The sequence below is a fragment of the Pseudomonas triclosanedens genome, from assembly GCF_026686735.1.
In the GTDB taxonomy this organism is placed as follows: domain Bacteria; phylum Pseudomonadota; class Gammaproteobacteria; order Pseudomonadales; family Pseudomonadaceae; genus Pseudomonas; species Pseudomonas triclosanedens.
Window position 1 is genome coordinate 280,871 of the sequence record NZ_CP113432.1, and the last position, 23,797, is coordinate 304,667.

The following is a 23,797-nucleotide window of genomic DNA, read 5'->3' on the forward strand; positions in this document are numbered from 1 at the left end:
GAGCATAGGGGCAGGGCCCGCCGTCGTCCAATGCGCTCGCGGCCGGTCAGACGCGCCCGGTGACTGGGATGCAGGCGCCGGTGATCGCGGCGGCCTGGTCCGAGGCGAGGAACAGCAGGGTTGCCGCCAGTTGTTCCGGGCGCACCCAGCGGTCGAACTCGGCGCCGGGCATGTCGGCGCGGTTCTGTGGGGTGTCGATGATGCTCGGCATCAGCGCGTTGACGGTGATGCGGGCGTCTTTCAGTTCCTCGGCCAGCGCTTCGGTGAGGCGCATCACGCCGGCCTTGGAGGCCGCGTAGGCACCCATGCCCAGGGCGGCGCGAGTGGCGGCGGCTGCCGCGATGTTGAGGATACGGCCGCGGCCCCGGGCCTTCAGGTGCTCCAGAACCGCCTGGCTGGACACCACCGCGGTGCGCAGGTTGATGCGGTACATCAGGTCCCAGGTATCGACGTCGCCGTCGGCCAGGGTTTCCCAGTGGAAGCCACCGGCGACGTTGATCAGTGCATCGAGCCCGCCGAAGTGTTCGGCGGCACGGTCGATGGCGTGGTGGGCGGCGGCGCTGTCGGTGAGGTCCACGCCGCCCAGGCACAGCGCCCCGGCCTGTGGATAACGTGGGCTGACCGCGCGGTCGAGCAACGCAACCTGCCAGCCGGCGGTGGCGAACGCCTGGCCGACCACGCTGCCCAGATGGCCGAATCCGCCGGTGATGGCGACGATCTTGTTCATGAAGTGCACCTCGAGGCATTGGGAGAGCGGCACTTATAGGGTTAGCACGCCAGCCTGAGGAAGGTCGCCGGCGACAGATGCAGGGACGGATCGGGCCGCCCGTCGACCTGCTTGTGCACCATTGCTCCGAAGCAGCTCTGGCTCGGGGGTTGCGCTGATAGACTGGGGGTTCGCATGTTTCGGAGACGGTGATGAATAGCCTCTTGCCCGAGCGCACGCTGCAACGCTTTGCACGCAACCTGCGGGGGCGCGATTTCGTGGTGGGCGATGTGCATGGTCATTTCGAGCTCATCGAGCGCCTGCTGGCGCGGGTGGGGTTCGACGAGGGCGTCGATCGTCTGTTCGCGGCTGGCGACCTGGTGGATCGCGGTCCGTACTCGCCGCGTGTGGTGGATTGGCTGCAGCGCCCCTGGTTCCACTCGGTGCGCGGCAATCATGAGCAGCTGGTCATCGATGTGGTGCTGGCCGGCGACGACCGCGACCTGCACTTTCGCAACGGTGGCCAGTGGCTCTACCAGTTGCCGCAGGACGAGCGTGAGCGCATCGCCCGCAGCCTGCTGGATCTGCCGTTGGCGATCGAAGTGGAAATCGGCGAAGGCCGCCGTGTCGGCATCGTGCATGCCGAGGCTCCGGTATCGCCGGCCTTCCCGGACTGGGACAGCGGCATGGCGGCCCTGGCGGGAGAGATGGGCGGCGCGGCGCGCAAGAGTGCTGCGGCGCTGGCGATGTGGGCGCGTACTCGTATCGAAGGCGAGGATGATGCCGAGGTGCCCGGACTTGCGCGCCTGTATGTCGGGCATACCGCGCAGGTCAGCGTGCGCCGGCTGGGCAATACGCACTATATCGACACCGGCAGCGGTTACTCGGACGGCTGCCTGAGCCTGGTGGATATCGTCACTGGCGCGGTGGAGACGGCGGCCGCGCACTGAGCGGCCGCCAATTCTTCACTCGCCGCGAATGTACTGCTCCAGTTGCTGGATCAGGTCGGCCTGCTCGGCGATGGCGGCTTTCACCAGGTCGCCGATCGACAGCAGGCCGAGCAGTTCTCCATTCTCCACCACCGGCAGATGGCGCAGGTGGCGCTCGGTCATGATGCTCATGCACTTGTCGATGTTCAGGTGGGTGTCCACGGTGATCACCGGGGCGGTCATCACCTCGCGGATCGTCGTGTCCGCCGATGAGCGCCCTTGTAGTGCCATGCGCCGCGCGTAATCGCGCTCGCTGAAAAAGCCGACCACCTGGTTGCCTTCCACTACCGGCAGGCCGCCGAGGTTCTTCTCCGCCATCAGACGCAGCGCATCCAGCACCACGGCATCCGGCGTGATGGTGTACACCTGCTGGTCCGGTTTGGCGTTCAACAGTTGAGCCACACTCTTCATTCCAACCCCTCCGTCGTTTCATGTCGCGCTGCCCGAGATTTCTAGAGAATCGTGGACGGATGGCGATCCGGCAAGGCCGGAAAGCGGCGCCGACTCTCATGGAAAGCGTCATGGCCGGATGGGGCGGCTTATACTGTCAGTCCCTTCCCTGTTTTCCCGATCGGCCATGACTGACGACGACATCGACCTTCCCGAGCCCGAACACGACCATCTGCTCGACCTCGACGATGATCTCGACGCCCTGCTGGAGGCGGATTCGGTGCATTTCGACGACCACCCGGAAGACGACGAGGCGGAGGAGTTCCAGTCGGGCCTGGATGACGAGGACGAGTGGCTGGAAGACTGATTCCAGACGGTATCTCTGTGTCATGAAGTGCTGGCAGAATGCCCCGGACAACAAGAGGGATCACCATGCGCTATCTCCCCATCGCCCTGGCCATTGCCGTGCTTGGCGGCTGCTCCTCCTCGATCCGTACCGACGAACGCACTGCCCCGATTTCGCTATACCGCGACACCCGGCACAACCTGGTGGTGAACTTCCAGCCTGACGCCGAGGTGGCTGCCAGCCCGCGCTGGGGCGCGTTGATGAGCAGTTGGCGGGAGGCTCTGCGCGAAGAGGCTCGCTCGGCGGACTACCAGTTCTCAACGCAGGATGGCGAGCCCCGTGCGACGGAGACCCTCTCCACGCTGGTGGTGATAGAGGTCGGCGGCGGCCACGGCGCCAACAACCGCCCGCCCGCCGAGGATGGCGAATGGGTCACCTCCACCGTGCGCTACCACGACGGGCTTACTGGCCAACTGCTGGCCTCGCGTCGATACGACAGCGAGGCGGCGACCTCTGGCGACCTGTTCGCCTCGATGGGGCAATCGCAGCTCGATGCGGTGTCCGAGCGCATCGTCGAGGAAGTCGCCGGCGCCATGCTGGTGGCCCGTCCTTCCCGCCCGCTGCCGCCTTCCCGGTCAAGCGCCCCGGCCGCTGCGCCACAGACCGCCCCCGCTCCCGTTTCGCCGGCGGCGATGGAAACCGTCGCCCATGTCTCCCGTCCGCAGAGCCAGGAGCAGCAGCTCTTCGAACTGCAACAGCGCAACCTGCCCTACGAGCAGTACCGCGACGAGTACCAGCGCATCATGGGACGCTGATCGTCGCGGAACGAAACGCTCCCCATCGAGCGGGTTCTTTCATGCCCGTGGACGTTGCGCGATGTGGTGGTGCGCGGAAAGTTTCGCCTGTTGAAAGGTCCTCGTTTCCAGCCGGCACAGAGCGGAGCAGGCGGCGGCGCGTTTCATCGCCGTCGCGTTGGCGCGACTGTCAATGGCAGCAGTGGCTTGATAAAGTAACGGCCGCAGAGGAGCACAGATGAACATTCAGCAGCACGAACTTTTTCTTGAACCGACTTCAGAACATAGTCCCGTAAAAAAGAATACTCGCTCGGCCCGTTCGGGCACTTTTACCGACAATATGAAGTTGCCAGTGCATCGCTGGTTCAGATATTCGGCCGGATTTTCTGCGGAATGGGTCGAACAAGTTATTGAAGAATATTCCCCTGCTGCGGTTCTCGATCCTTTTGCGGGTTCCGGAACAACTCTGCTTGCCGCCGAGGCTGCCGGCGTGAAGGCATATGGCTTCGAAAGCCACCCTTTCGTGGCCCGGATCGCCGAGGCGAAGATTCACTGGGATCATGATCCACGGCTGCTGCTTGAGTGCGCCGATAGAGTTCTGCTGGCATCGGCAAATGCCGTGCCGGTTGCGGAAGACGATATTCCGGAACTCATGAAGAAGTGTTATTCGCCGGAAGTCATGCAGCAACTGTATGCGTTGCAACAGGCATACTTTTCCTGCTCGCCAAGTTTCAATGTCGAAATATCAAGACTGCTCTGGCTGGCTATTACGGCAATATTGCGCCCTTGCAGTCATGTTGGTACCGCGCAATGGCAGTATGTACTTCCCAACAAGACGAAGGCGAGGACACTCGAACCTTTCTTTGCATTTACGCAAAAGGTCCGGGAGATGGCCGTGGATATGGCCGAGCTTGCCCGGAAGGTCGTACGCAGCGATGCGACGGTGTTCCAGCATGACTCCCGCCAGGAGCATGACCTGATCGCGCCGAACAGCATCGACCTCGTCGTCACCTCGCCGCCGTACCCGAACAACTACGACTATGCGGATGCCACGCGCCTTGAAATGACCTTCTGGAATGAGGTGAAGTCCTGGGGCGACCTGCAGTCGGTCGTTCGCCAGCACATCATTCGTTCCTGCTCGCAGCATTCGACTGCCGAGCGACTGAAGCTGGACGCGCTGCTTGCCGATGTGTCGGTCGATGCCATTCGCGCAGAGCTGTCCGCCGTGTGCAATGAGTTGGCCGAAGTTCGTCTCACCAAGGGCGGCAAGAAGGCCTATCACACGATGGTGGCGGCCTACTTCTGCGACCTTTCCAGGGTCCTGCAGGGGCTGCGCAAAGTGTGCAGGCCGGGAAGCACCATGTGCTTCGTGGTGGGCGACTCTGCCCCGTATGGGGTATATGTCCCGGCGGATGTCTGGCTGGGAGAGCTCGCGCTCGCCGCTGGATTCGAGTCCTACTCCTTCGAGAAACTCAGGGATAGAAACGTAAAGTGGAAAAACAGGAAGCATCAAGTGCCCTTGCATGAAGGGCGCTTGTGGATTAAGGGATAAAAGTGGCGAACTCACCTGCGCATCGTTTTGGCCAGATCATTGGCGACCTGCTGGAAGAAATCATCGCTCCGCAACTTCAGGAATTCTGCAATAGCCGGGGGTATTACCTCGACAAGAAAGGCAGCAGAGGCAAGGCCAGAAAAGGGAAGAAGGTTTCCTGGCTCGACAAGTACGGCAACAGCCATGACCTGGACTTCGTCATCGAAAAGAACGGCTCCGATGATGAAATCGGGCGCCCTTTGGCCTTCATCGAAGCGGCCTGGCGCAGGTACACCAAGCACTCACGCAACAAGGCCCAGGAAATCCAGGGCGCGGTACTGCCCATCGCCGAAAAGTATTCCTGGGACAAGCCTTTCCTCGGTGCGGTGCTCGGCGGGGTTTTCACCTTGAGTTCGATCAACCAGATGGCTTCCTCCGGCTTCGATGTCGTGCTGTTCCCCTATTCGAGCGTCGTGGCTGCCTTTGCCAGCGTCGGAATCGATGCGGAATTCGACGAACATACGCCGGACAAGGTGTTCCAGGCTGCGGTCGAGCGTTACGAAGCGCTAGATGCGGCCGGTCGCGCGGCCCTTGAGCGAGATCTGGTAACGCGAAACCAGGAACTCATCGACGAGTTCTTCCAGAACCTCGCGGCGACGCTGGACCGGCAGATCGACAGCGTCGTGATCATCCCGCTGCACGGTAAATCCAACGAATTCGAGGAGATTTCCGAGGCTGCCTCGTTTGTTCAGCAGTATCAGGAGCAATCGACGCAGGGCGGCCCGTTCAGGGAGTACGAGGTAATCGTCAAATACTCCAACGGCGACAAGATCGAGGCGCTGTTCAAGGACAAGGCGCGGACTGCCGCCTTCCTTCGCTATGTGAGCGACGGGGTCGGCGTCTAGTTGGGAGGCTCTGCCGGCGTCCGTTCGCGTCGGCATTCAGCGCGGCTGGATTCGCGGCAAAAAGAAAGGGCCCAGGTTTTCGCCTGGGCCCTTGATTTCTATGGCGCATCCGGCGGGATTCGAACCCACGACCCCTGCCTTCGGAGGCCAATGCGGTACAGGAATCTCAGTTGCCATGCAGAGATCAAAAATGCCGCTAAGTGCCATCCTGCAAGGGTTTCGTCTTGTGGCGCTCCCTGCAGTTTAAGGCCTATAGCGACACCTGAGGGTGGTTATCCGTGGCACAAAAAACGAAATCTGGGATGCCGGTTTTTGACTACTAGCCAAATCCAGGCTCGCCCTGCCGCCGTCTGACTGAACCTGAATTTCGACTATCGACCTACAGATGATCACCCTCACCCAGTACGTTCACTGGTGGGCCGTGGAAATTGACAGATCGATAAGACCTTGCGCTGCTCCGGTTCCATAGGACCTTGGAATGACGACTGCAAGCGGAGCTGCGCCTGAGTTCAGCCAACTCCGTTTTGCTTCTCTGGGCTGTGTCGTTACGAACGTACAACCGAGGAATGCGCGGACCAAAAAGTTAGCGAAGCTTTTTCTGGTGCCAGGCTCTGCCCTCGCAGGAGACCATGGCAGAGCGGCAAGCGCCGAGATTCGTGGGCAGGAGGCTGGGCAGTCAGCTCAGTCGTCCTTGGCGTTTACCTCGGCGGAGACCTTGTCAGACGACTCCCAGTGGCCAACCAGCTCATCTACGCGATCGGGGATGCGCGGAGATTTGCTGAGCACCAGGCAACGGGTAGTGCCTACGTACTCTTCAAGCAGATAGAGCGTGTCCCCAATGTCGACGCCCATCTCCTGCAGAACGTCATCGGGTAGGCGAATAGCACCGTCGCCGTCCCAGTCCTCAATCACTACATGATTCCGCATCGTGACCCCAGGCAGCGGCTGAATGAAGTGTCCGCAGGGGGAGGCAACGGCGAGCCGATGCCAACGAAGTCCCGCGGCGCAGGTCGACAGAATAGCAAAAAGCTCTCGGGCTTAGAGCGTTGTAACGATGACACCCCTCACCTCCAGCCGCAGCTTCTGACATTTGAACTCGCTCCGGGCCTGCCAGCTACCATCGCCCTTAATGGGCAGAAAATCCCGCAATACCACCGGGGGAAATTAATATCCCCATGCCACATTCAGCTAATCCACCGGCAGGTCATCGAGACTTCGCTCTGTAGCCACCATGGCTGCACTGGATTACCGCAGAATGTCAGTGGCAGTCCTGCAAAAACCACTGAGCCGCCACATGCGCTCACTGGGACGCCTTCGCCGAATTAGCCAAATACACCCTCGTGACGGTAGATCCCTCCGCCAAATCGCCAATATCCAGTGCGCGAACCTGGAATAAGCCGCCAAACCTCGACTGGCCTGGCTTTTCACCCAGCTCTATTCGGGCAAGACGCGAGCTCTGCTGGCTATCAAATGGGCCCATCCGCCAAAACAAATACGTATCATGGGGCCACGACTTACTTCGGTAATCTCGTGCTCGGACTACCTTTGGAAAAGTGGCCGTCATGGAAGAAAGCGCGCAACAGCGTTCAGAACGCTATGTATCCACCCGCAGCCAGCACCCCGCGTGGCTTTTGCTCGCCTCACGTCGTGCTCCCCTTGTACTGGGTTGCCTGCAAACGCTGTTCGAGCGGGCGCACGATGGGATCCCCATGGAGGATGCGCTGCAAGCGCTGTCCGAAATGCTGGCTGCTTATGCCAGCCAGGAGCTTTACGAGATCGACCCGGATACAACGCATCTCCAGGCCGGGCGTGAACTTCGTGAATGGATCAAGCGGCGTCTGGTCGTAGAGCGAGAGGGCCGCATCTACGCAACCGACGCGTTGGAGTCCGCCATCCAGTTCGTCGACTCGCTGGATAGTCGGATCATGACCTCCACGGCATCTCGCCTTTCGGTGGTCCAGCGCGAGATCGAAAACCTGGAAACGGGGCTGAACCCCAGCCCAACTGGTCGTATTGCCAGCCTGCGCCGCCGAATCCGGGATTTGGAACATGAGCTTGAGCAGGTAGAGGCCGGCCACGTCATCGTGCTGGACGAAGCGCAGGTGATAGAGGGCATACGCGAGGTATATAACCTGGCCACCAGCCTGCGCGCAGACTTTCGACGGGTTGAAGACTCCTGGCGGGAGGCGGATCGCGCTCTTCGACACTCCATCATCAGCGAGCAGGCTCATCGTGGAGAAATCGTCGATCGGTTGCTGGACGGTCAAGATGCTCTACTAAACACACCGGAAGGGCGTGTCTTCGAAAGCTTCCAGCAGCAACTGCGGCAGTCAGCTGAGTGGGAAGCCATGCGTGAGCGTTTGCGCACCATCCTTCGTCATCCTGCGGTTCCAAAGGCGTTGAATCGTCCCCAGCAACGTGAACTGCGCTGGTTGGCGTTACGCCTGGTTCGGGAGTCGCAGGCTGTGCTTCAGGCGCGTGCCCGAAGCGAGCGCGATGTCCGTGGCTTCATGAGGACGGGCCTGGCCGCCGAGCATCATCGCGTCGGACAGTTACTCAGCGACTTCTTCAATCTAGCACTCAGCGTCGACTGGCAACGCCAGGCCGTGCGCCGTAGCGCTGTCCGTTTGCCGCCGGTTGGCGTCGCCATTGCCGGTGTCCCGGCAATCGAGCGTCTGCGTTTCAAGACCCTGGATGACGATGACACGGGCGAGCTGGATCTGAGTTTGAAGCCTGCGGGGTTGGAACATATAGATGATGACTTCTGGGATGCTTTCGACGGGTTGGACCGTGAAGCGTTGATTCATGACACTCTGGCGGTGCTGCTGGAGCAGGGGCGACCTGTGAGTCTCGGGGAGCTTGCGTCTTTGCTTCCACCTGCTCACGACCTGGAAACCTTTGCGCTCTGGTTAGCTATGGCTCGCGAGGCAGGTATTGAGGTGCTGACAGAGGAGCGTCAGATCGTGGATCTGTTTGACGAGGATGAGCAACGCTGGCGCTTCAACTTGCCTTATGTCGGACTCGACCACGAGGCACTCAAGGACATCGATTGGGAGTTGTGAGCATGGCGGGGATCTTCGATCGCATTGCAGGCGCCTCTGGTGCCGACGAAACGGAGCTGACAGCAGAGCCCATGGCGTTGGATGACGGAATGGATGACGAACAACCTGTCATGAGCGCCGCTGTACAGGTCGATGAGCGACGGACGCCGCAACGGGTACGTGAGACCGTACAGGAAATGCTCAAGTACGGGCTGCTGGAAGAGAGTCACAAGCCCAACCTGTATCGCTCAGCGCTTTCCAATATCGAGGCGGTCGACAGAATCCTGGAGCCGCTCGACCTTGCCATGGGGGTCGACGAGGTTCGGGGGCTGGTGTTTGTTACCGTTCGCCAGGGCGAGGTGGCCGAGCAGGATGACTGGTCGCACCCCCTCGTGCGTCGGCAAAGGCTGAATCTGGAGCAGTCTCTCCTGATAGCCATCCTGCGCCAGCAGTTCATCGCCTACGAACAGGAAAGCGGTACGGGCGCCAGTCAGGCATCGGTAGCGGTCGATGAGCTGATTCCCCAATTGCAGGTTTACCTAGGCGAGCTGGGCAGTGAGGCGAAGGAGCGCAATCGCATCATCACGCTGCTGGATCAGCTCAAGGGGCATGGCCTGGTGTCGGCTCTGGACGCCCATGATCGCGTCATCATCCGTCCCATCATTACCCACTTGGCTAACCCGGAGAACCTGCAGGCACTCGTGGCATGGCTGCGAGAGCAGGTGGAGGGCGCGGCGACGCCGGCTGCCGATGGCGAGGAGGATATGGCATGAAGCAGGCACTCCTCTGGCGTGACAGCGAGACCTTCATTCTCACCAGCATCGAGCTCTATAACTGGGGCGGCTTTCAGGGCTATCACCGTGCCGAGATCGACCCCTCCGGTACCGCCGTGATCGGCCCGACGGGGAGCGGTAAAACGACGCTGGTGGACGCTCTGATGACCTTGCTGTGCGCCAATCCGCGCTACAACCTGGCATCCACGGGCGGGCACGAAAGCGACCGCGATCTGGTGTCCTATGTACGCGGCGTCACCGGCCCCGGGGACGGAGGTGTAGAGCAATCTCATATCGCGCGCCAGGGTAAGACGGTCACCGCCATTGCCGCCACGCTCGAGCGTGACGGTGCGCAGGTTCGACTGGGCGCCGTGCTCTGGTTCGAGGGCACCAGCTCCTCGGCGTCCGATCTGAAAAAACTTTGGCTGTTAAGCGAGTCCCCTGAGCAGAGGCTGGAGCATTGGCTCAGCCAGCATCACGCAGGCGGCATGCGGGCTCTGCGTCAGATGGAGAAGGATGGTACGGGGATCTGGCCGTATCCCAGCAAGAAAGCCTTCCTGGCCAGGCTGAGGGATTACTTCGAGGTCGGTGAAAACGCTTTCACCTTGCTCAACCGCGCTGCCGGCCTGAAGCAGCTCAACAGTATTGATGAGATCTTTCGAGAGCTGGTACTGGATGACCGCTCCGCCTTCGAGCGGGCTGCCGAGGTCGCCAGCAGCTTCGATGATCTAACTGACATCCACCGAGAACTGGAAACCGCTAGAAAGCAGCAGCGCTCGTTGCAACCTGTCGCCGATGGCTGGGAACGTTATAGGGCCTTGCAAGAACAGTTGCAGGATAAACAAGCGCTCGAAGGCATCCTCCCGGTCTGGTTCGCCGAGCAGGGGTATCGCCTGTGGTTGGCTGAAACCAACAGGCTTGAGAAGGAGCACAAACAGGCCGAACTGGATCAGGCGCAATGCAGGAGTCAGCTTGAGATCCAGAAGGGCGTGGTCGATCAACATCGTCAGCGCTACCTGCGAGTAGGGGGCGCAGGGATAGACCAATTACGCGGGCGCATCGCTGATTGGGTCAGGGAGTGCGATAGGCGGCGCCTGAAAGCCGAGCAATACCAACGCTTGGCCAAGGGGCTTGGACTCGCGGATGAGTTATCGGCCGCTGCGCTCGAAGAAAATCAGCAGCAGATCGCGGCACGCCTGGAAATACTGGCCCAGCAAACTACAGACGCGCGCCAGAAAGCGTTCGACGCAGGTCTCGTCCAGCAAGAGCTCAATGGCCGCCTGCAGAGCTTACAGCAGGAGCGTGCTGAGGTTGAGAGACGGCCAGGCTCGAACCTGCCCGGGAATTTTCATGCTTTTCGAAGCGATCTGGCACAGGCGCTTGGTGTCGATGAGTCGGCCCTGCCTTTCGTTGCCGAACTGGTGCAGGTCAAGCCCGAGGAGCTGGCCTGGCGGGGTGCCATCGAACGGGCAATCGGTAGCCACCGGCTGCGTATCCTAGTGCCGCAGGGTTCATCCCAGGCCGCACTGCGTTGGGTGAACCAACGGCACAACCGCTTGCATGTGCGCTTGTTGGAGGTCAAGGAGCCGTCGTCGCGCCCTGTGTTCTTCGACGATGGTTTTACCCGCAAACTGACCTTCAAGGAGCATCCGTACCGAGAAGCTGTGAAGGCTCTACTGGCGGATAATGACCGCCACTGCGTCGAAAGCCCGGAGCAATTGCGTCATACCCCTTACGCCATGACAGCTCAGGGGCTGATGTCGGGCAAAGAACGCTTCTTCGACAAGCAGGATCAGAAGCGCCTGGATGAAGACTGGCTGACCGGCTTCGACAACCGCGATCGTCTGGCCTTCCTGACTGAGCATATTCGCGAGGTCAATGAACAGCTCGTGCCCGCCAAGCTGGCCCTGGATGCTGCCCAGGGCGATGTCGGTCAGTTAGAGAGTCAAGCTTCGCTGCTGCAACGCGTCGAAGAACTGCAGTTCGAGGAGATTGATCGGCCGGGCGCCGAGCGTCAGCTGCAGTCGCTGCGTACTCAGCTGGACACCCTGACCCGTCCCGATTCTGACCTTGCTGTGATCAAGGCCGAGCTGGATCAAGCCGAGGCCCTGCGGGAGTCTCTGGACCAACAGCTGCAACGACTGATCGAGCAGTGTGTGCAGTTGAAAACTCAGTTTGACCAGGCCGCATCCGCTACCCGTAAGGCCTATCGCGGCGCCGAAAAGGGGCTGAGCGATACACAGCGTGAACTGGCGCAAGCGCATTTCCCGACCCTGACCGCGGATGACCTCGGCGATATTGACGAGCTGGAGCGCAAGCATACGCGTGAGCTTCAAGGGCAACTCAAAACGCTCGGCGAGAAACTGGGCGACCAGAAAACAGAGCTTGCCAAACGTATGTCCGACGCCCTGAAAGCAGACACCGGTGCGCTTGCAGAGGTCGGGCGAGAACTGGTGGATGTACCCAGGTATCTGGAGCGTCTCCGTGTGCTGACCGAGGAAGCCCTGCCCGAGAAACTCAAGCGCTTCCTGGAATACCTCAATCGCTCCTCGGATGACGGCGTCACCCAGCTGCTCAGCTATATCGACCATGAGGTCTCGATGATCGAGGAGCGCCTGGATGACCTGAACAGTACGATGCAGCGTGTCGACTTTCAGCCCGGACGCTATCTGCGCCTGGTGGCGAAAAAGGTCATCCATGAAAGCCTGCGCACCTTGCAACAGGCTCAGCGCCAACTGAACTCGGCGCGCTTCATCGATGATGAAGGCGAGAGCCATTACAAGGCATTGCAGGCGCTCGTTGGCCTGCTCAAGGATGCCTGCGAACACAGCAGGAATCAGGGTGCCAAGGCACTGCTGGATCCGCGCTTCCGCCTGGAGTTCGCGGTATCGGTGATCGATCGGGAAGGCAATAATCTCATCGAAACCCGGACAGGTTCTCAGGGCGGCAGCGGTGGAGAGAAGGAGATCATCGCCTCCTATGTACTGACCGCTTCCCTGAGCTACGCGCTCTGTCCCGATGGCAGCAGCCGGCCGTTGTTCGGCACCATCGTGCTCGACGAGGCGTTCTCGCGCAGCTCCCATGCGGTTGCCGGTCGGATCATCGCGGCGCTGAGGGAATTCGGCCTGCACGCTGTTTTCATCACGCCCAACAAAGAAATGCGCCTGCTGCGCCACCATACGCGTTCGGCCGTCGTCGTTCACCGGCGCGGCGTGGAATCCAGTTTGGTTTCTCTGAGCTGGGAAGCTTTGGATGAGCATCATCAACAGCGCATCAAGGCCATGCATGAAGTCGCCCACTGACATCGGTCGCAGCTTGGCCAGGCAATGGCATCGCTCCAGTGTTCGGTTGGAACGCTTGCTCAATCCCGGCAGCTGGCCGCAATGCTTCAACATCGGTAAGCCTTCGGCACGAGTCTTCGCTGAAAACATCCATGCGGTGCTCCAGCATGTGGAGAACTGGCGGAGCGTGAAAGTGGGGAAGGTCGACTGGGAGTCAGTCAGCTATCGAGCTGGGCTGGCCCCAATTTCCTTGCCGATGCGCTGGCACTTGCGTAGTCCCTCCGAATGGATTGCCGCGACCAATGATCCAACGGTCAGCCGGGAATACGCTCAACTCGAGTATCTGGTCGAGCAGGTAGACAGTGCCTTTCATGCGCTGCTGGTGGCTCAACGCAGCCTGTGGTTGACGAAGCCGTCTGAAGAAGTCGTCGCCACGGCGCAACTCGCCACCCGGTTGTCGCCAGGCTGTGCCCGAGGCCGTCCACTGCGCCTGCTTGCAGAGCACGGCGTAGACACCAAGTTTTTCGAGCGTAACGCCAGCTTGCTGACCAGGCTCCTCGACGAGCGCTTCGAAGGCGCGGCGGCCGAGCAAGGCCTGACGACGTTTCTGGATGCCTTTGAAGAAAGCAGTCATTGGGTTCTGGTCGTTCCCCTTCAGCCTGAGCTGCTGCCCTTCAAGCGGCTCAGGCTCACCACTTCGGAACTGGCCGAAACCCCACTTCCCGGTTCGCGCTTGCTGGTGGTGGAAAATGAGCAATGCGTTCACTTGCTGCCCGAAACCTTGCCGGACACCCTGGCTGTACTGGGCTCCGGGCTCGATTTACAGTGGTTGGCGTCTGCGCACCTGGCAGGGAAACAGATCGCATACTGGGGCGACATGGATACCTGGGGCTTGCTGATGCTGGCGCGAGCGAGACTCCATCAACCTGCAGTCGAAGCACTGCTAATGGAACGGGAGCTGTTTGACCAGCACTCAGTGGGAAGCGCGGTCGTCGAGCCAACTAAAGCTCAGGAATTGGCTCCCCAAGGATTGATGACTGACGAGGCTGATTTCTATCGGTATCTCCTTACGCAGGAACGGGGACGCCTTGAGCAGGAGTATCTGCCACGCATGCAGGTCGAACTGGCCATTAGTAAATGGTTCGGAGAGTCGGTAGTGCCGGCTCATCCTGAGCGAACGGCTTGACTGCATGACTGACAGATGACGGCGAGGTGCAGCAACTTGGCGAGCGCGTGGGCATGTTGCATGCAACGCTCCTACAAGAAACCTCGTAATTCCACCGAGCGGCTGAAAAATCCCCCGTCACATCTAGTGGACAGAGCAGGACGTTAATGAAGTGTTAGTAGCCGGCATTACTTTGCCATCCACTGTGACTCTCAAATTAATGTGCTTAGCAAGTTAATCGTGCTTTCGCCCTACCCCCATTTCTGGATTTAACACCAAAACATTTTGATAAATGCGGATGCACAAAAAATGGAGCGTGCAAGCTTCAATGTGGTTTGTGACTGGAGTGCCTGAGCTCCATTTAGGCTGGTAATGGCGCATTGCCACGCATAATCTTTCGTCATCACAACACGGAAGATCGCTATGGATAGAAGCTCGCCAGATGGACCCCTTATGCCGTTGGGGCGGTACTTCAGTGAAAACCTCAGCGCCGTGCTGGCGGTTGCTGGCAAGGAGCGTGAGAACCGCTCGGTAGGCTCGCCAGGGCCGATGACCGCAACCCAGATTCACCGGAAAACGGGCGTCGCCCGCAGCACGCTACGGGCACTGAAGTCACAGCGCGGCGAAAGTGCCGCCAATCCGGACCTCGACACGCTCGATCGCCTCGCCGCTGCATTGGGTGTTCCTCCTGCTTTCCTGCTCATGCGGCCGCAGGACTGGTTCGCGTTGGGCCAAGCACTGGGCGCCAGCGGTGACTATCTGGCCGCCGCCATGAAACTACATAGCGCCGGCCAACTGGATAATGGAAGCCCGGTCGAGAAGGTGTTGCGCGAATGCAAGGTTCACCCCGATGCCCGGCCGATGGGTGTTGGTTCATCTCCAGAGGTTACACGTGCCAATGCAAGGGATGAATGGCGCCGGCGTAGCTGCCTCAAGTTCGGTGCCCTGATGCTTCGTCCAGGTCGTGCCCACCAATCTCGTGTTGCACTCGCCGCGATAGCAGGTGCGTTGGTGAGCGCCAGCACGCCGAACGATCCGAACATCGACGACTAAAACGTCGAGTAATCAATAGGAATCGCAGTATGGCAATCATTCACGACGCCGACTTAGCGGACGTGCTATTGAGCGCAAGCTCAGACGATATCAGGCTGCTGATCGACGTCATCACGGACAACGGCAACGGACGGATCTCCTTGTCCTCCTCGGTGTGCCGCCAACTGAGCGCGGCGAAGGAGGGTGTGGTCGGCGAGTTCGAGCGCGGCATGGTCGCCGAAGAACTCACGCGCTTTGGAGGTAACTCGTTGATGAACCTGTTCCGGGGCGGCAGCGGCGTGCCTTACAAGGAACTGCTGAGCGATGTTGCCTCTCACGTGGGTGTCTCGAAGGAGAGTACGGGCGACTGCGCACGCATGGAAATGGCCATCATTACCAAGGTGTTCGAACAGTCGATTGGCCGCATGAGCGAGGAAGACAAGGCGACCTTTTTCGAATCACTGGGGGCAAGCTACAGATCGGGCATGGGGCCGGTTGCGCTGGCAGCACTGATAGCCAGCCTGAGCGCTTCCGGTATGACCTCCTATGGACTGGCCGCAATGGTGGCCAGCGCAACGATGAGCAGCCTGGTCGGCCGGGGTGTCGCGCTTGCTGGGGGAGCAACCTTGGGCAGGGGACTGTCGGTGCTCGCAGGGCCCGTTGGCTGGGCGATCGCCGGCATCTGGACGGCCTTCGACCTGGCCAGCCCTGCTTACCGGGTGACGCTGCCGTGCGTTATCCAGATCGGTCACATGCGCCAGAAAATGCTGCTCAAGCCCGAATGCCCCGGCTGCCGCGCATCGGTCAGCCCTGGCAGCAACTTCTGTGGCAATTGCGGTACGCGGCTGGTCGATCGCTGACCGCATTCCCTTCACGAGTAAACACTGACCTGAGGAGCTTCTCATGAACCCTACGATCTCCCCGTTGGAGTTCCTGCTGACCAACGTTATCTGTTTCGCCGCTGGTGCTGTCGTGGTTGTCACGCTGCAGATGGCGGGCAAAGCGGCCTATGCCGCAGGGAAACGCAGCTCAAATGCTCATGCGTGATGTACCGATGATGTGTGCCAGGTGAGCAGAGAAAACGATAAAGGATTAGCTATGTACGGTAATGAGTATGCGAGCCGACCGGTTGCGCTGACCTATAGAGTGGGGCTGATCAGTCGGGACGTTTACCAGCAGGACAAGGAATCGCTGTAGTGACCATCAACGATACCAGCAGTACCCGCCAGCTTCTGGAGCGTGTCAGCAACGATGATCTGGAGCCTCTGGTGGAATACATCCTCAAGGCCCGAACCGAGTCCTTGTCGAAGCAAGTGGACTTCAAGCGCTGGCACCCGGAACACCGCCGTTATGCCAGTACGATCCTTGATGAGCTGCGTTTGTTCGGCGGCAACAGTTTCGCCAACCTGTGGCGCCAGAGCGGGCCTTCCTACACCGAGGTGGTGCGAGATGTTGCCGGTAAGCTCAAGGTCAAGGGTGTTGGTTCGATGGAGCTCATCGAGCTGGAGGAGGCGATGGTGCAGTCGATCCTACGTCAGGCGTTGGAGAAGTCGTCGGGTGAGGATCGTCGCGAGCTGGAAGAGATTCTGCGCGAGGCGGGGCTCGACAAGACCAAGATGACGGCTCTGCTGAATGGTTCGGCACTGAGTGGGCTGGTGGTGCCGGCCGTAGCACGGATGATCCTCTATCGCACTTCGACGGTGATCGTGAATTCGATGGCCCAGCAGTTGCTTGGGCACGGGCTGCGCAGTGCGGTGGTCGCTGGGGGAGCCTTTGCCGGCGGTCGTGCCGTCGCCGCGCTGGCCGGGCCGGTCGGCTGGGTCATAGCCGGTGTCTGGACCGCCGTGGATCTGGCTGGGCCTGCCTACCGGGTCACCATTCCTTGCGTATTGCATATCGCCATGCTGCGTCTCAAGGCTCGTGCCGAGGCAGCGACCGATTTCATGAATGGAGCTTTCGATGGCTGAGCTAAATGTGATCTTCGATGTTCCGGAGGCGATTGCCGAGGGGCTGAAAAACGGTGTTTACGAACGTATCGGTGGCGTCATCCGCAGGGTAGGTGACAAGCAGATCGTGATGTGGTTGCAGGAAGGTGTTCTGCTTGAACGCGATACGGCCGAGCAACTGCTCAAACAGGGGGCCGAGCAGGTCCAGTTGCTGCGCCAGCAGGCTGAGCAGCTGCAGCTGCTCGGTGTACAGCAGCAGATGATCATGGGGCTGCAGGTGGCCAATCTGGCCGTTAGTGTCGCTGGCTTTGCGCTAACGCTTTACAAGTTACAGGGTATCGAGAACAAGCTTAAACACATGGATGGCAAGCTCGATGACATCCGGCAGGGTGTGGAGTGGCTGGATGCCAGACAGATGATTGGCCGACTGGCCCCTCTGCATGCCTCCCTGCAGCATCTACGCGAAGCCGGGCTGTATCGCAACACCACACTGATGCATCAGCAGCTGGGTATTGCCAGCAGCCAGCTCGCAGAGAGCCACAGTTATTTTGGCGGGCTGCTGCAGCATGTGGGTGAGCGTGCGCTTGAGTATCTACAGCCTGGTGAGTTTGGGGCCGCTTACCGTGGGTGGGTGATGTCGGCTCAGGGGCGGGTACAGGTGCTGGCTCGGCTAGGTGAAATGGATGTGGCTGCGCAGCTCGCCAATGACTTCAAGGAGCGTCACGCCGGGTTCGGTCGGCAGCTGCAGCAGAGCCTGAGCAATCCAGCGCTGCGCCTCAGGGCGGGTCGGCAGGGCGAGACCAATCATGCTCGTCTGCTGAATATCGCTGAGCAGGCTGTCGGTGCGCACGAGATCATCCGCGGTAACGTAATGCAGTTGGAGTTCATGCGCGATGAGCAACTGGATCTACCGGTTCTCAATAGCCCGGCAGGATATCAAGGGTTGGCGTTCTGCCGAGTGGGCTGATTGGCTGGCGATGGTAATGCCCCAATTGGCAGATTACCCGTAGCAGCCTGCCGTACAAGAGCAGCGGATACTGCTCCACCTCATTTATCCGCACTCGGTGCAAACCCAGAAATTGTCGGTCAATGTCCCTTTCTGACGCTGGTCTGCTACCCCCCCCTCGTATATGCAGTGCGGTCTTCATGGCCAGCGCTGCACTTCCTTCAGGACAGTTGCCCGCGCTGCTGGCGCGAGGCTGTACAGAGTCATCGGACATGGATCTCCAAGGTCATCTGCTTTACATCGACATCACCCAGATTTGTGGAATCGGCTGTGCCTTCTGTATGTACGCCGACAAGCACAAGGCGGGCATCAGCATGGAGCTATCAACGTTGGCGCGGGAAAACCTCGCCCGGTTGATCAATGCCCCAGAGGTCAAGCGCATCTCCGTCAGTGGCGAAGGCGAGCCGCTCAACAACGCCAAAGTGTTCCACGAGATCCTCGGATTGTCCGAAGGTGGCAAGTGCTTCGAATTCATCACTAGTGGGTTCTACCCACATGACAAGATGGCGGACTTCTATGACGCCACCAATCGCATCGTCTCGGGCAATGGCGACACCTGCAACATCCGCCTGAGCGCCGACAGCCACCATATCGAGAAGGTCAAATGGCGGGCTCATGGTTTTAGTCTGGACTATCTGAGGCGCCGGAGACCGTCGGGACTGAGCTTCTCGTTCCGCTCGATCGACACCGATCGCGACTTCACTCGCGAGTATCTGAAGTCCGAGCTGGCTTGCTGGGGAGTAGAGGCAACCATCGAGCCGCGGAGTGTTCTGGAAGACGTCTTGGTTGCGGGTGGTGAGTGCTTCGGCATCGACTACAAGAACCTGGTGCACCCCGCTCCTGGAACCGCCCCGGGTTATCTAGACATGCAGGGGTACATCGAGGCGATCGAGTCCAAAGTCAACAAACGCTTCACTTTCGGCAGTCTGAACAAGCCGCCGCAGGCTAACGGTTTGGATGTCACGGTGAAGCCTAGTGGTGACTTGTACTTGTACGGTATCGAGAACCAGCGCCTAGGCAACATCCACTTTGATCGGGTCGACTGGCAACGGCTGGTCGCCCACGTGCGGGAGACACCGTTGACCCGAGCACTCTATACGCAACCCTTGACCGAGTTGCTGGCGCGCCTGGAGAGCACCGACCTGCTGCGTTCGATCATTGCCAAGGCGAACAACCCCTACTGGCTGGTGAAGGAGCTGGCAGGTCATGCCGGGTTGCTCGAACAATGGGAGGTTGCATGATCGACTCACACAGCCACACCTCTTATTCGAAGCATGCAACCGGCACCGTCGATGAATTGGTTCGCGCCTCAATCGCTGCCGGCGTGACCATCCTAACCATCACCGACCACGCGCCATTCCCCGTGGATACGGACAATCGTCTGCTCGCGTCCGAACTTGATCGCTATTTCGCCGACATCGAGCGGGCACGGAAGATCTACCAGGGGCAGATCACCATCCTGTGCGGCCTGGAGCTCGACTACATGCCTGGCACCGATGCCTTCAATCGCGAGCTGCTTACTCGTTACCCGATGGACTTCGTAATCGGCTCGATTCATTACGTGGAAACTCCAGACGAAACCATGGTGAAGGTATGGGAGCTGCCGCGCCTGGCCGGGCAGGCGTTCCTGGACCGCTACTTCGCCAACCTCGAAGGGCTGTTGGACAGTGGGCTGTTCGATGCCGTAGGGCACGCCGACACTCTGCTGCGTGGCGTACCGGAAGACATCTTCCTGCGCCGTTTCGAGCCTTTGCTGGCACCGCTCGCCCGAAGCGGTATTGCCTTCGAGCTCAATGCCTCAGGCCTTCGAAAGTCGAGCCTGGATCCTGCAACGGGGAGGGAGGTTCAGGGCTTGTGGTCTTATCCGTCTCGGGAATTGGTGGCGCAGCTCATCGCACACGAAGTGCCCTTCACTGTTGGGTCCGATACCCATGACCCGAGTGACGCCGGCTCTGGCATTGCCGAGCTGCTCACGGCCCTGCGGCCTTTGGGGCTGAAACGCATTAGTTACTACGAGAGGCGCCGACGAATCGATGTTGCCCTCGACAGCCTGCCGTTGCTGGGCACACCAGCAACTTTGACAGAAGGACTTGAACGGCCTTGAACATGATGACCCCCGGAAAATCACTGCTTTGGTCCGAGGTGCTTAAGAGGCCGGTTGATGTCCAATTGGCAATGTTTCGTCAGGCTTCCGCTCAGCCCTATGCTGATGATGTGAAAACTGGTTTCCGCGCGTTCGCCGCCGACCTGTTTTCACGCGAACTGGTCAGCATGACCGAGTATGTTTCGATTTTCGGCGGCACTGCCCTGAACTGCCTTACACCTGCCGAGTCGGGGTTGTTTCGAGACATGGCCACGGGCAACGATGCCACGGTACTGGCCGGGATCTACAGCCGTGCAAAATACGGCAGTGTGGGTGACATCCGGTATCTCGCACGACAACTGATCGACTACCTCTGCCGCGAGCTGGATAGGCCAGACTCGCAATGGTCATACCTGTTCCGGAACGCTAAGGCGTGTGGTGACAACGTGGTGATGATGACCACCGGTTGGCGTAACGTGCCTTCCACGGCGAACGTGCTCTATGAGATCGTGGTAGAGGAAATAAACGTCAAACTAGCGCATATGGCGTTGCCTACCATCATCAACGTCAAGCTGCCCAGGATTGCGCCACCTTGTGAGGACTACGCCAGCCTCAGCACCGAGGAGCGCGAGCGGGTCAATCTGGTTCAGGATCACGTCATTCCGGCTGAAAATTTCTATCGTTGGAGCGGTGTGCATGTGATCTTCGGCGACGATGTGCTGGTTACCGGATCTACTGCCGACAAAGTGCTTTATGAATCCATGCGTAACGGTGCAAAGTCGTTCCGCGCAATCTATCCGGTGGCGATCGATCCCCGAGTGGCCTTGGGCGATGCCTCGGTCGAGGATCGGCTGAATAGTGTGGTGGTCGAGCAACGACTGGACGATACCGTTGCGGAGTTGCTGTCTGCGCGGGACTACCAACCTATCTTGCGCACCCTGCGCCTGTTGTTCGGGGAGGGCAACCGAGAGTCACTCGCCGCTTTCCTACCGAAGGTGCCTGCGCCGACCTGGCTGCGCCTGTACAAGTCTGCCTTGGGTAATGAGTTTCTAGGCCAGGCGCAATGTGTTCCTTCCTTGGTGTTGCTCAGGGAATACCTGACAAAAGCTGGGATGCTGAGTACCGATGGCAGGTCAATTCACCAGTGAACAGCTGCCTTCATGGTTCCGTGCGATATGTGAGCTATTGGGAGAATGCTCCTGGGCAGGTCATGCCGGCCTATGTCGCGCTGGCATTGGTCTCGATGCGTAGAACCCTGGGTGAGCGCTTTCTGTTGCTTACACCGCGGACGGTCTTGGACCTGATCGACCCACGAGTCCTTGGTAAAACATGGGGCTTTGAACCATTGCCATTCACTCTGGCAGAGGGAATTGAGGCCATCGTTGCCAAGAGCGACTTCATCCGCATGGCCTTCGTCCATCGACATGGCGGCGCGTGGGTGGATGCGGACACGCTGTTCTTGCGCGACCCAACCAGCGCGCTGTTTCCCGCAGGCCTCAGTCATAAGCTGCATTGGCATAGTGAATGTATTTTTGCTTCCCAGCCGGGTAACCCCTTGCTTGCACGGGCGTTGGCTACAGGTCTGGACGGAGGTGCCCATGCCTGGGGTAATCCCGGCCGTATCAAGGACATCGTGGCGCAGGCAGATGACGAACTGGTGCTTATTGCTGGAGATGTCATCGACCCCGGCTACCGTCCACGGTACAACTTCGCTAGCTGCGAGGTGATGCGTCGTCAGGATGTGAGTGTCGCTGACTTCCTACTGACAGATGCAACCATGCTCAAGCTCTACAACACCTACTTCCGGCGTACGGCCAAGCGCATGGAGTCTGTTGCAGAGTTTCTTGCTGGCGGCACCTTGCTAGCCAAGTTGTTCCTGCACATCGAGGCCGACCTTGGTTATTGGCTGGGGGAGAGCGAGCGGCTGATGGAGGCCGTTTCTTGATCTGGGCATGCCAGTGTTACGGCGCTTGCGCGTAGATGAAGTCGGCACTCACGGACCTCGCTCAGGTTTAGCTGCCGAGAAATCACCTCATGGACGGTCGGTGTGCAACGGTGAGGCGAACCATGGGCAACGTACAACCATGCGGCTACGCGCGCTGGTAACTGGTCGAACTCGAGCTCAACTCGCACTAGGTCGAATACTTCTGTTGTCCGTCCGCTCGGGGTCCAGGCGAGCGGAGCGGTGCGATAGTCAGGCTGCGCCACCACTAAAGGGGAGTCGAGCTCCAAATTTATGGTTCCAGGGTGACAGTCGGCGACTTCGGGGAAGCCCTGGCTGATCAGCGGCAGTTGGCGAGCGAGAGTTCCCTTCGCAACACCTAGACCAGGCACTATCCGCGCTTTGAGCGAAAGGTAGTGGTCAGGTTCTGGCGCAGTGGCCAACAGCTCGTGGAGATTGTCGAGCAGAGCCTTGAGCGAGAATGCATTCATGTCCTTTTTCCCTGTGCGACGATATTGTCCAGGGTCTTGCCGGCTATAGATCACACGGGTCAACGGAGAGGATGGAGGCAGCCACGGGTTGGCTTGTCCATCCATGGCTGGGTAGATTGCCACCAGCCTTGTTTCCAGGCCGACCGCCATGTGTACGATTGCTGTATCGACACTGATCACGGCTTGCGTACAACGGATGTACCCAGTGACGTCCTTGGGCGATAACAGTCCATGGACGACGCGGACGTTTCTTCGCGCCACGGTGATTTCCATGTGCTGCGCGTCCTCCAGTGTCGCGGGGCTGCACAGGATACCGACAGACCGGGCAGGGTAAGCATCGGCGATAGCACGCAGCAAGCTCACTGATCGATCGAAGGTCAAGCACTTGTCTGGCCGGCTGGCGTAGGGGTTGAACAGGATGTACGGGATTTGGGAAGAGGGTGGCAGCGCGTCGGGAAGGGGGACGATGTACTTCTTCTCGACCCGGCCTGCACCTAGGTCCATGAGCACGCGTCGGTAGCGCTCAGCCACGTCCAGCCCGGCTGTCGCTGCACCGAACTTGCGATTGACGCAGCGTAAACGGTCGTCGAGGGAATACACCCGAACTGGGCGCAGCAGTCGTAGGAACAGGATTTCCGCAGGTTGAATCCTCCCGACCAGATGGACCACCACATCGACTCGCCCAAGCTGCGGTGCCAGTCGGCGGAGTTCGCGGACTCCGGGATTGGCTTTGGTGATCACGACCTGATCCACCGCAAAATCCAGCGTGTGCATCTGGGCAAGCTCTGCGACCGTCAACACGGTCACCCGGGCATTGAGCTTGCGCACCTCGCGAAAGAAGAAAGACGAAACGATCGAGTCGCCCAGCTTGGCATCCCATCGAGGGACAAGTATGTGCAGGATTCCTTCCGTGGCTCTGGGAGAAAGCGACCTGTCAGCCAATAAGCGAAACGCCGCTCGTGCGCATGCTTTGCGCGCATCCCGCAGGAATGACATGTTGCTCAAACGCTCGATTTTCGGTGAGGCCTGGGGCAAGTAGCGCAACTTACCGGGCTCTCAATGTAGTAGCCATGCAGGCGGTTGCTGATTTTCGGCCAGGTTGCCCTGCCCTGGCTTTCTGCTTCAAATCCAACGTTTGCACTCCATGGCGGACTCCTTGACGCGGCATAGCTTGCTGCCAGCCTGTTGCGAGCATGCCAGTGGGGTGGGCAAACTGCCAGTAGTGAAGGCCGCGTGTTGGCTAATCGTGCGCCTTCGGCGGCGCCCTCCGCTGCATTGACGTACTTGCCTGCTACCGAGGAGCTGTATGAGCTTCACCAGAAGCCGACGCTGTGGCTCTGCTCAGCCGACGGCGTACAACGACCCCACAGGGTCGA

Annotated in this window: 22 protein-coding genes; 18 read left to right on the forward strand and 4 right to left on the reverse strand. The window is 59.8% G+C overall.

Features of this window, described 5'->3' with window-relative positions; genetic code table 11:
* Positions 1–46: 46 nt before the first annotated feature.
* Positions 47–727 carry an SDR family NAD(P)-dependent oxidoreductase gene (locus OU419_RS01350; RefSeq protein WP_254469934.1) on the reverse strand — a complete coding sequence of 227 codons (681 nt, stop codon included), beginning with the start codon at positions 725–727 and terminating at the stop codon, positions 47–49.
* A gap of 191 nt (positions 728–918) precedes the next feature.
* On the opposite strand from OU419_RS01350, the gene OU419_RS01355 reads away from it, so the two are divergent.
* The gene (locus tag OU419_RS01355; RefSeq protein WP_254469935.1) at positions 919–1,656 is read left to right on the forward strand and encodes a metallophosphoesterase; all 738 of its coding nucleotides are present in this window, start codon (positions 919–921) and stop codon (positions 1,654–1,656) included.
* Between the two features lie 15 nt (positions 1,657–1,671).
* Here OU419_RS01355 and OU419_RS01360 read toward each other — a convergent pair whose 3' ends face one another.
* Positions 1,672–2,106, reverse strand: a complete 435-nt coding sequence (locus OU419_RS01360; RefSeq protein WP_254469936.1) for a CBS domain-containing protein — start codon at positions 2,104–2,106, stop codon at positions 1,672–1,674.
* Positions 2,107–2,272: 166 nt separating this feature from the next.
* Between OU419_RS01360 and OU419_RS01365 the strand changes: the two genes are divergently transcribed.
* The 4 genes from OU419_RS01365 to OU419_RS01380 all read left to right on the forward strand — a co-directional run bounded on the left by OU419_RS01365 (position 2,273) and on the right by OU419_RS01380 (position 5,661).
* Complete coding sequence (locus OU419_RS01365) at positions 2,273–2,452, forward strand: hypothetical protein (protein WP_254469937.1); 180 nt, start codon at positions 2,273–2,275, stop codon at positions 2,450–2,452.
* A 65-nt stretch (positions 2,453–2,517) separates the two neighbouring features.
* Positions 2,518–3,246 (forward strand): hypothetical protein, encoded by a 729-nt coding sequence (locus OU419_RS01370; protein ID WP_254469938.1) that lies wholly within the window; start codon positions 2,518–2,520, stop codon positions 3,244–3,246.
* 217 nt (positions 3,247–3,463) lie between these two features.
* Positions 3,464–4,777 carry a DNA methyltransferase gene (locus OU419_RS01375; RefSeq protein ID WP_254469939.1) on the forward strand — a complete coding sequence of 438 codons (1,314 nt, stop codon included), beginning with the start codon at positions 3,464–3,466 and terminating at the stop codon, positions 4,775–4,777.
* A gap of 2 nt (positions 4,778–4,779) precedes the next feature.
* Positions 4,780–5,661, forward strand: a complete 882-nt coding sequence (locus tag OU419_RS01380) for a DNA methylase (protein ID WP_254469940.1) — start codon at positions 4,780–4,782, stop codon at positions 5,659–5,661.
* Positions 5,662–6,342: 681 nt separating this feature from the next.
* Here OU419_RS01380 and OU419_RS01385 read toward each other — a convergent pair.
* Positions 6,343–6,588, reverse strand: a complete 246-nt coding sequence (locus OU419_RS01385; RefSeq protein ID WP_034030981.1) for a hypothetical protein — start codon at positions 6,586–6,588, stop codon at positions 6,343–6,345.
* 635 nt (positions 6,589–7,223) lie between these two features.
* Here OU419_RS01385 and OU419_RS01390 point away from each other — a divergent pair.
* The 13 genes from OU419_RS01390 (at position 7,224) to OU419_RS01450 (ending at position 21,933) form a co-directional block, all read left to right on the forward strand.
* Entirely contained in the window at positions 7,224–8,723 is a 1,500-nt protein-coding gene (locus OU419_RS01390; RefSeq protein WP_079391662.1) for a DUF3375 domain-containing protein, read from the forward strand.
* A 2-nt stretch (positions 8,724–8,725) separates the two neighbouring features.
* Positions 8,726–9,475, forward strand: a complete 750-nt coding sequence (locus OU419_RS01395; RefSeq protein WP_176450455.1) for a DUF4194 domain-containing protein — start codon at positions 8,726–8,728, stop codon at positions 9,473–9,475.
* Positions 9,472–12,777: an ATP-binding protein gene (locus OU419_RS01400; RefSeq protein WP_079391663.1), complete on the forward strand. Its 3,306-nt coding sequence runs from the start codon at positions 9,472–9,474 to the stop codon at positions 12,775–12,777. Before OU419_RS01395 ends, OU419_RS01400 begins: the two co-directional genes overlap by 4 nt.
* Positions 12,728–13,942 (forward strand): Wadjet anti-phage system protein JetD domain-containing protein, encoded by a 1,215-nt coding sequence (locus tag OU419_RS01405; protein WP_223817547.1) that lies wholly within the window; start codon positions 12,728–12,730, stop codon positions 13,940–13,942. Before OU419_RS01400 ends, OU419_RS01405 begins: the two co-directional genes overlap by 50 nt.
* A gap of 402 nt (positions 13,943–14,344) precedes the next feature.
* Complete coding sequence (locus tag OU419_RS01410) at positions 14,345–14,974, forward strand: helix-turn-helix domain-containing protein (RefSeq protein ID WP_223817548.1); 630 nt, start codon at positions 14,345–14,347, stop codon at positions 14,972–14,974.
* A 29-nt stretch (positions 14,975–15,003) separates the two neighbouring features.
* On the forward strand, positions 15,004–15,813 hold the full coding sequence (locus OU419_RS01415) for a ubiquinol-cytochrome C chaperone family protein (RefSeq protein WP_034030985.1): 810 nt from the start codon (positions 15,004–15,006) through the stop codon (positions 15,811–15,813).
* A 43-nt stretch (positions 15,814–15,856) separates the two neighbouring features.
* The gene (locus OU419_RS01420; protein ID WP_167543637.1) at positions 15,857–16,000 is read left to right on the forward strand and encodes a hypothetical protein; all 144 of its coding nucleotides are present in this window, start codon (positions 15,857–15,859) and stop codon (positions 15,998–16,000) included.
* 149 nt (positions 16,001–16,149) lie between these two features.
* Positions 16,150–16,920: a ubiquinol-cytochrome C chaperone family protein gene (locus OU419_RS01425; RefSeq protein ID WP_034030986.1), complete on the forward strand. Its 771-nt coding sequence runs from the start codon at positions 16,150–16,152 to the stop codon at positions 16,918–16,920.
* Positions 16,913–17,866 carry a hypothetical protein gene (locus OU419_RS01430; RefSeq protein WP_003158595.1) on the forward strand — a complete coding sequence of 318 codons (954 nt, stop codon included), beginning with the start codon at positions 16,913–16,915 and terminating at the stop codon, positions 17,864–17,866. The genes OU419_RS01425 and OU419_RS01430 overlap by 8 nt, the downstream gene beginning before the upstream one ends.
* Before the next feature lie 251 nt (positions 17,867–18,117).
* Positions 18,118–19,146 carry a radical SAM protein gene (locus OU419_RS01435; RefSeq protein ID WP_034030987.1) on the forward strand — a complete coding sequence of 343 codons (1,029 nt, stop codon included), beginning with the start codon at positions 18,118–18,120 and terminating at the stop codon, positions 19,144–19,146.
* The gene (locus OU419_RS01440) at positions 19,143–20,009 is read left to right on the forward strand and encodes a histidinol-phosphatase (protein ID WP_034030993.1); all 867 of its coding nucleotides are present in this window, start codon (positions 19,143–19,145) and stop codon (positions 20,007–20,009) included. The genes OU419_RS01435 and OU419_RS01440 overlap by 4 nt, the downstream gene beginning before the upstream one ends.
* Before the next feature lie 5 nt (positions 20,010–20,014).
* Positions 20,015–21,136: a hypothetical protein gene (locus tag OU419_RS01445; protein ID WP_034030995.1), complete on the forward strand. Its 1,122-nt coding sequence runs from the start codon at positions 20,015–20,017 to the stop codon at positions 21,134–21,136.
* 62 nt (positions 21,137–21,198) lie between these two features.
* Positions 21,199–21,933 (forward strand): glycosyltransferase family 32 protein, encoded by a 735-nt coding sequence (locus OU419_RS01450; protein ID WP_052168385.1) that lies wholly within the window; start codon positions 21,199–21,201, stop codon positions 21,931–21,933.
* Here OU419_RS01450 and OU419_RS01455 read toward each other — a convergent pair.
* Positions 21,888–23,417, reverse strand: a complete 1,530-nt coding sequence (locus OU419_RS01455) for a glycosyltransferase family 9 protein (RefSeq protein ID WP_254470345.1) — start codon at positions 23,415–23,417, stop codon at positions 21,888–21,890. The genes OU419_RS01450 and OU419_RS01455 overlap by 46 nt on opposite strands.
* Between the last annotated feature and the right edge of the window lie 380 nt (positions 23,418–23,797).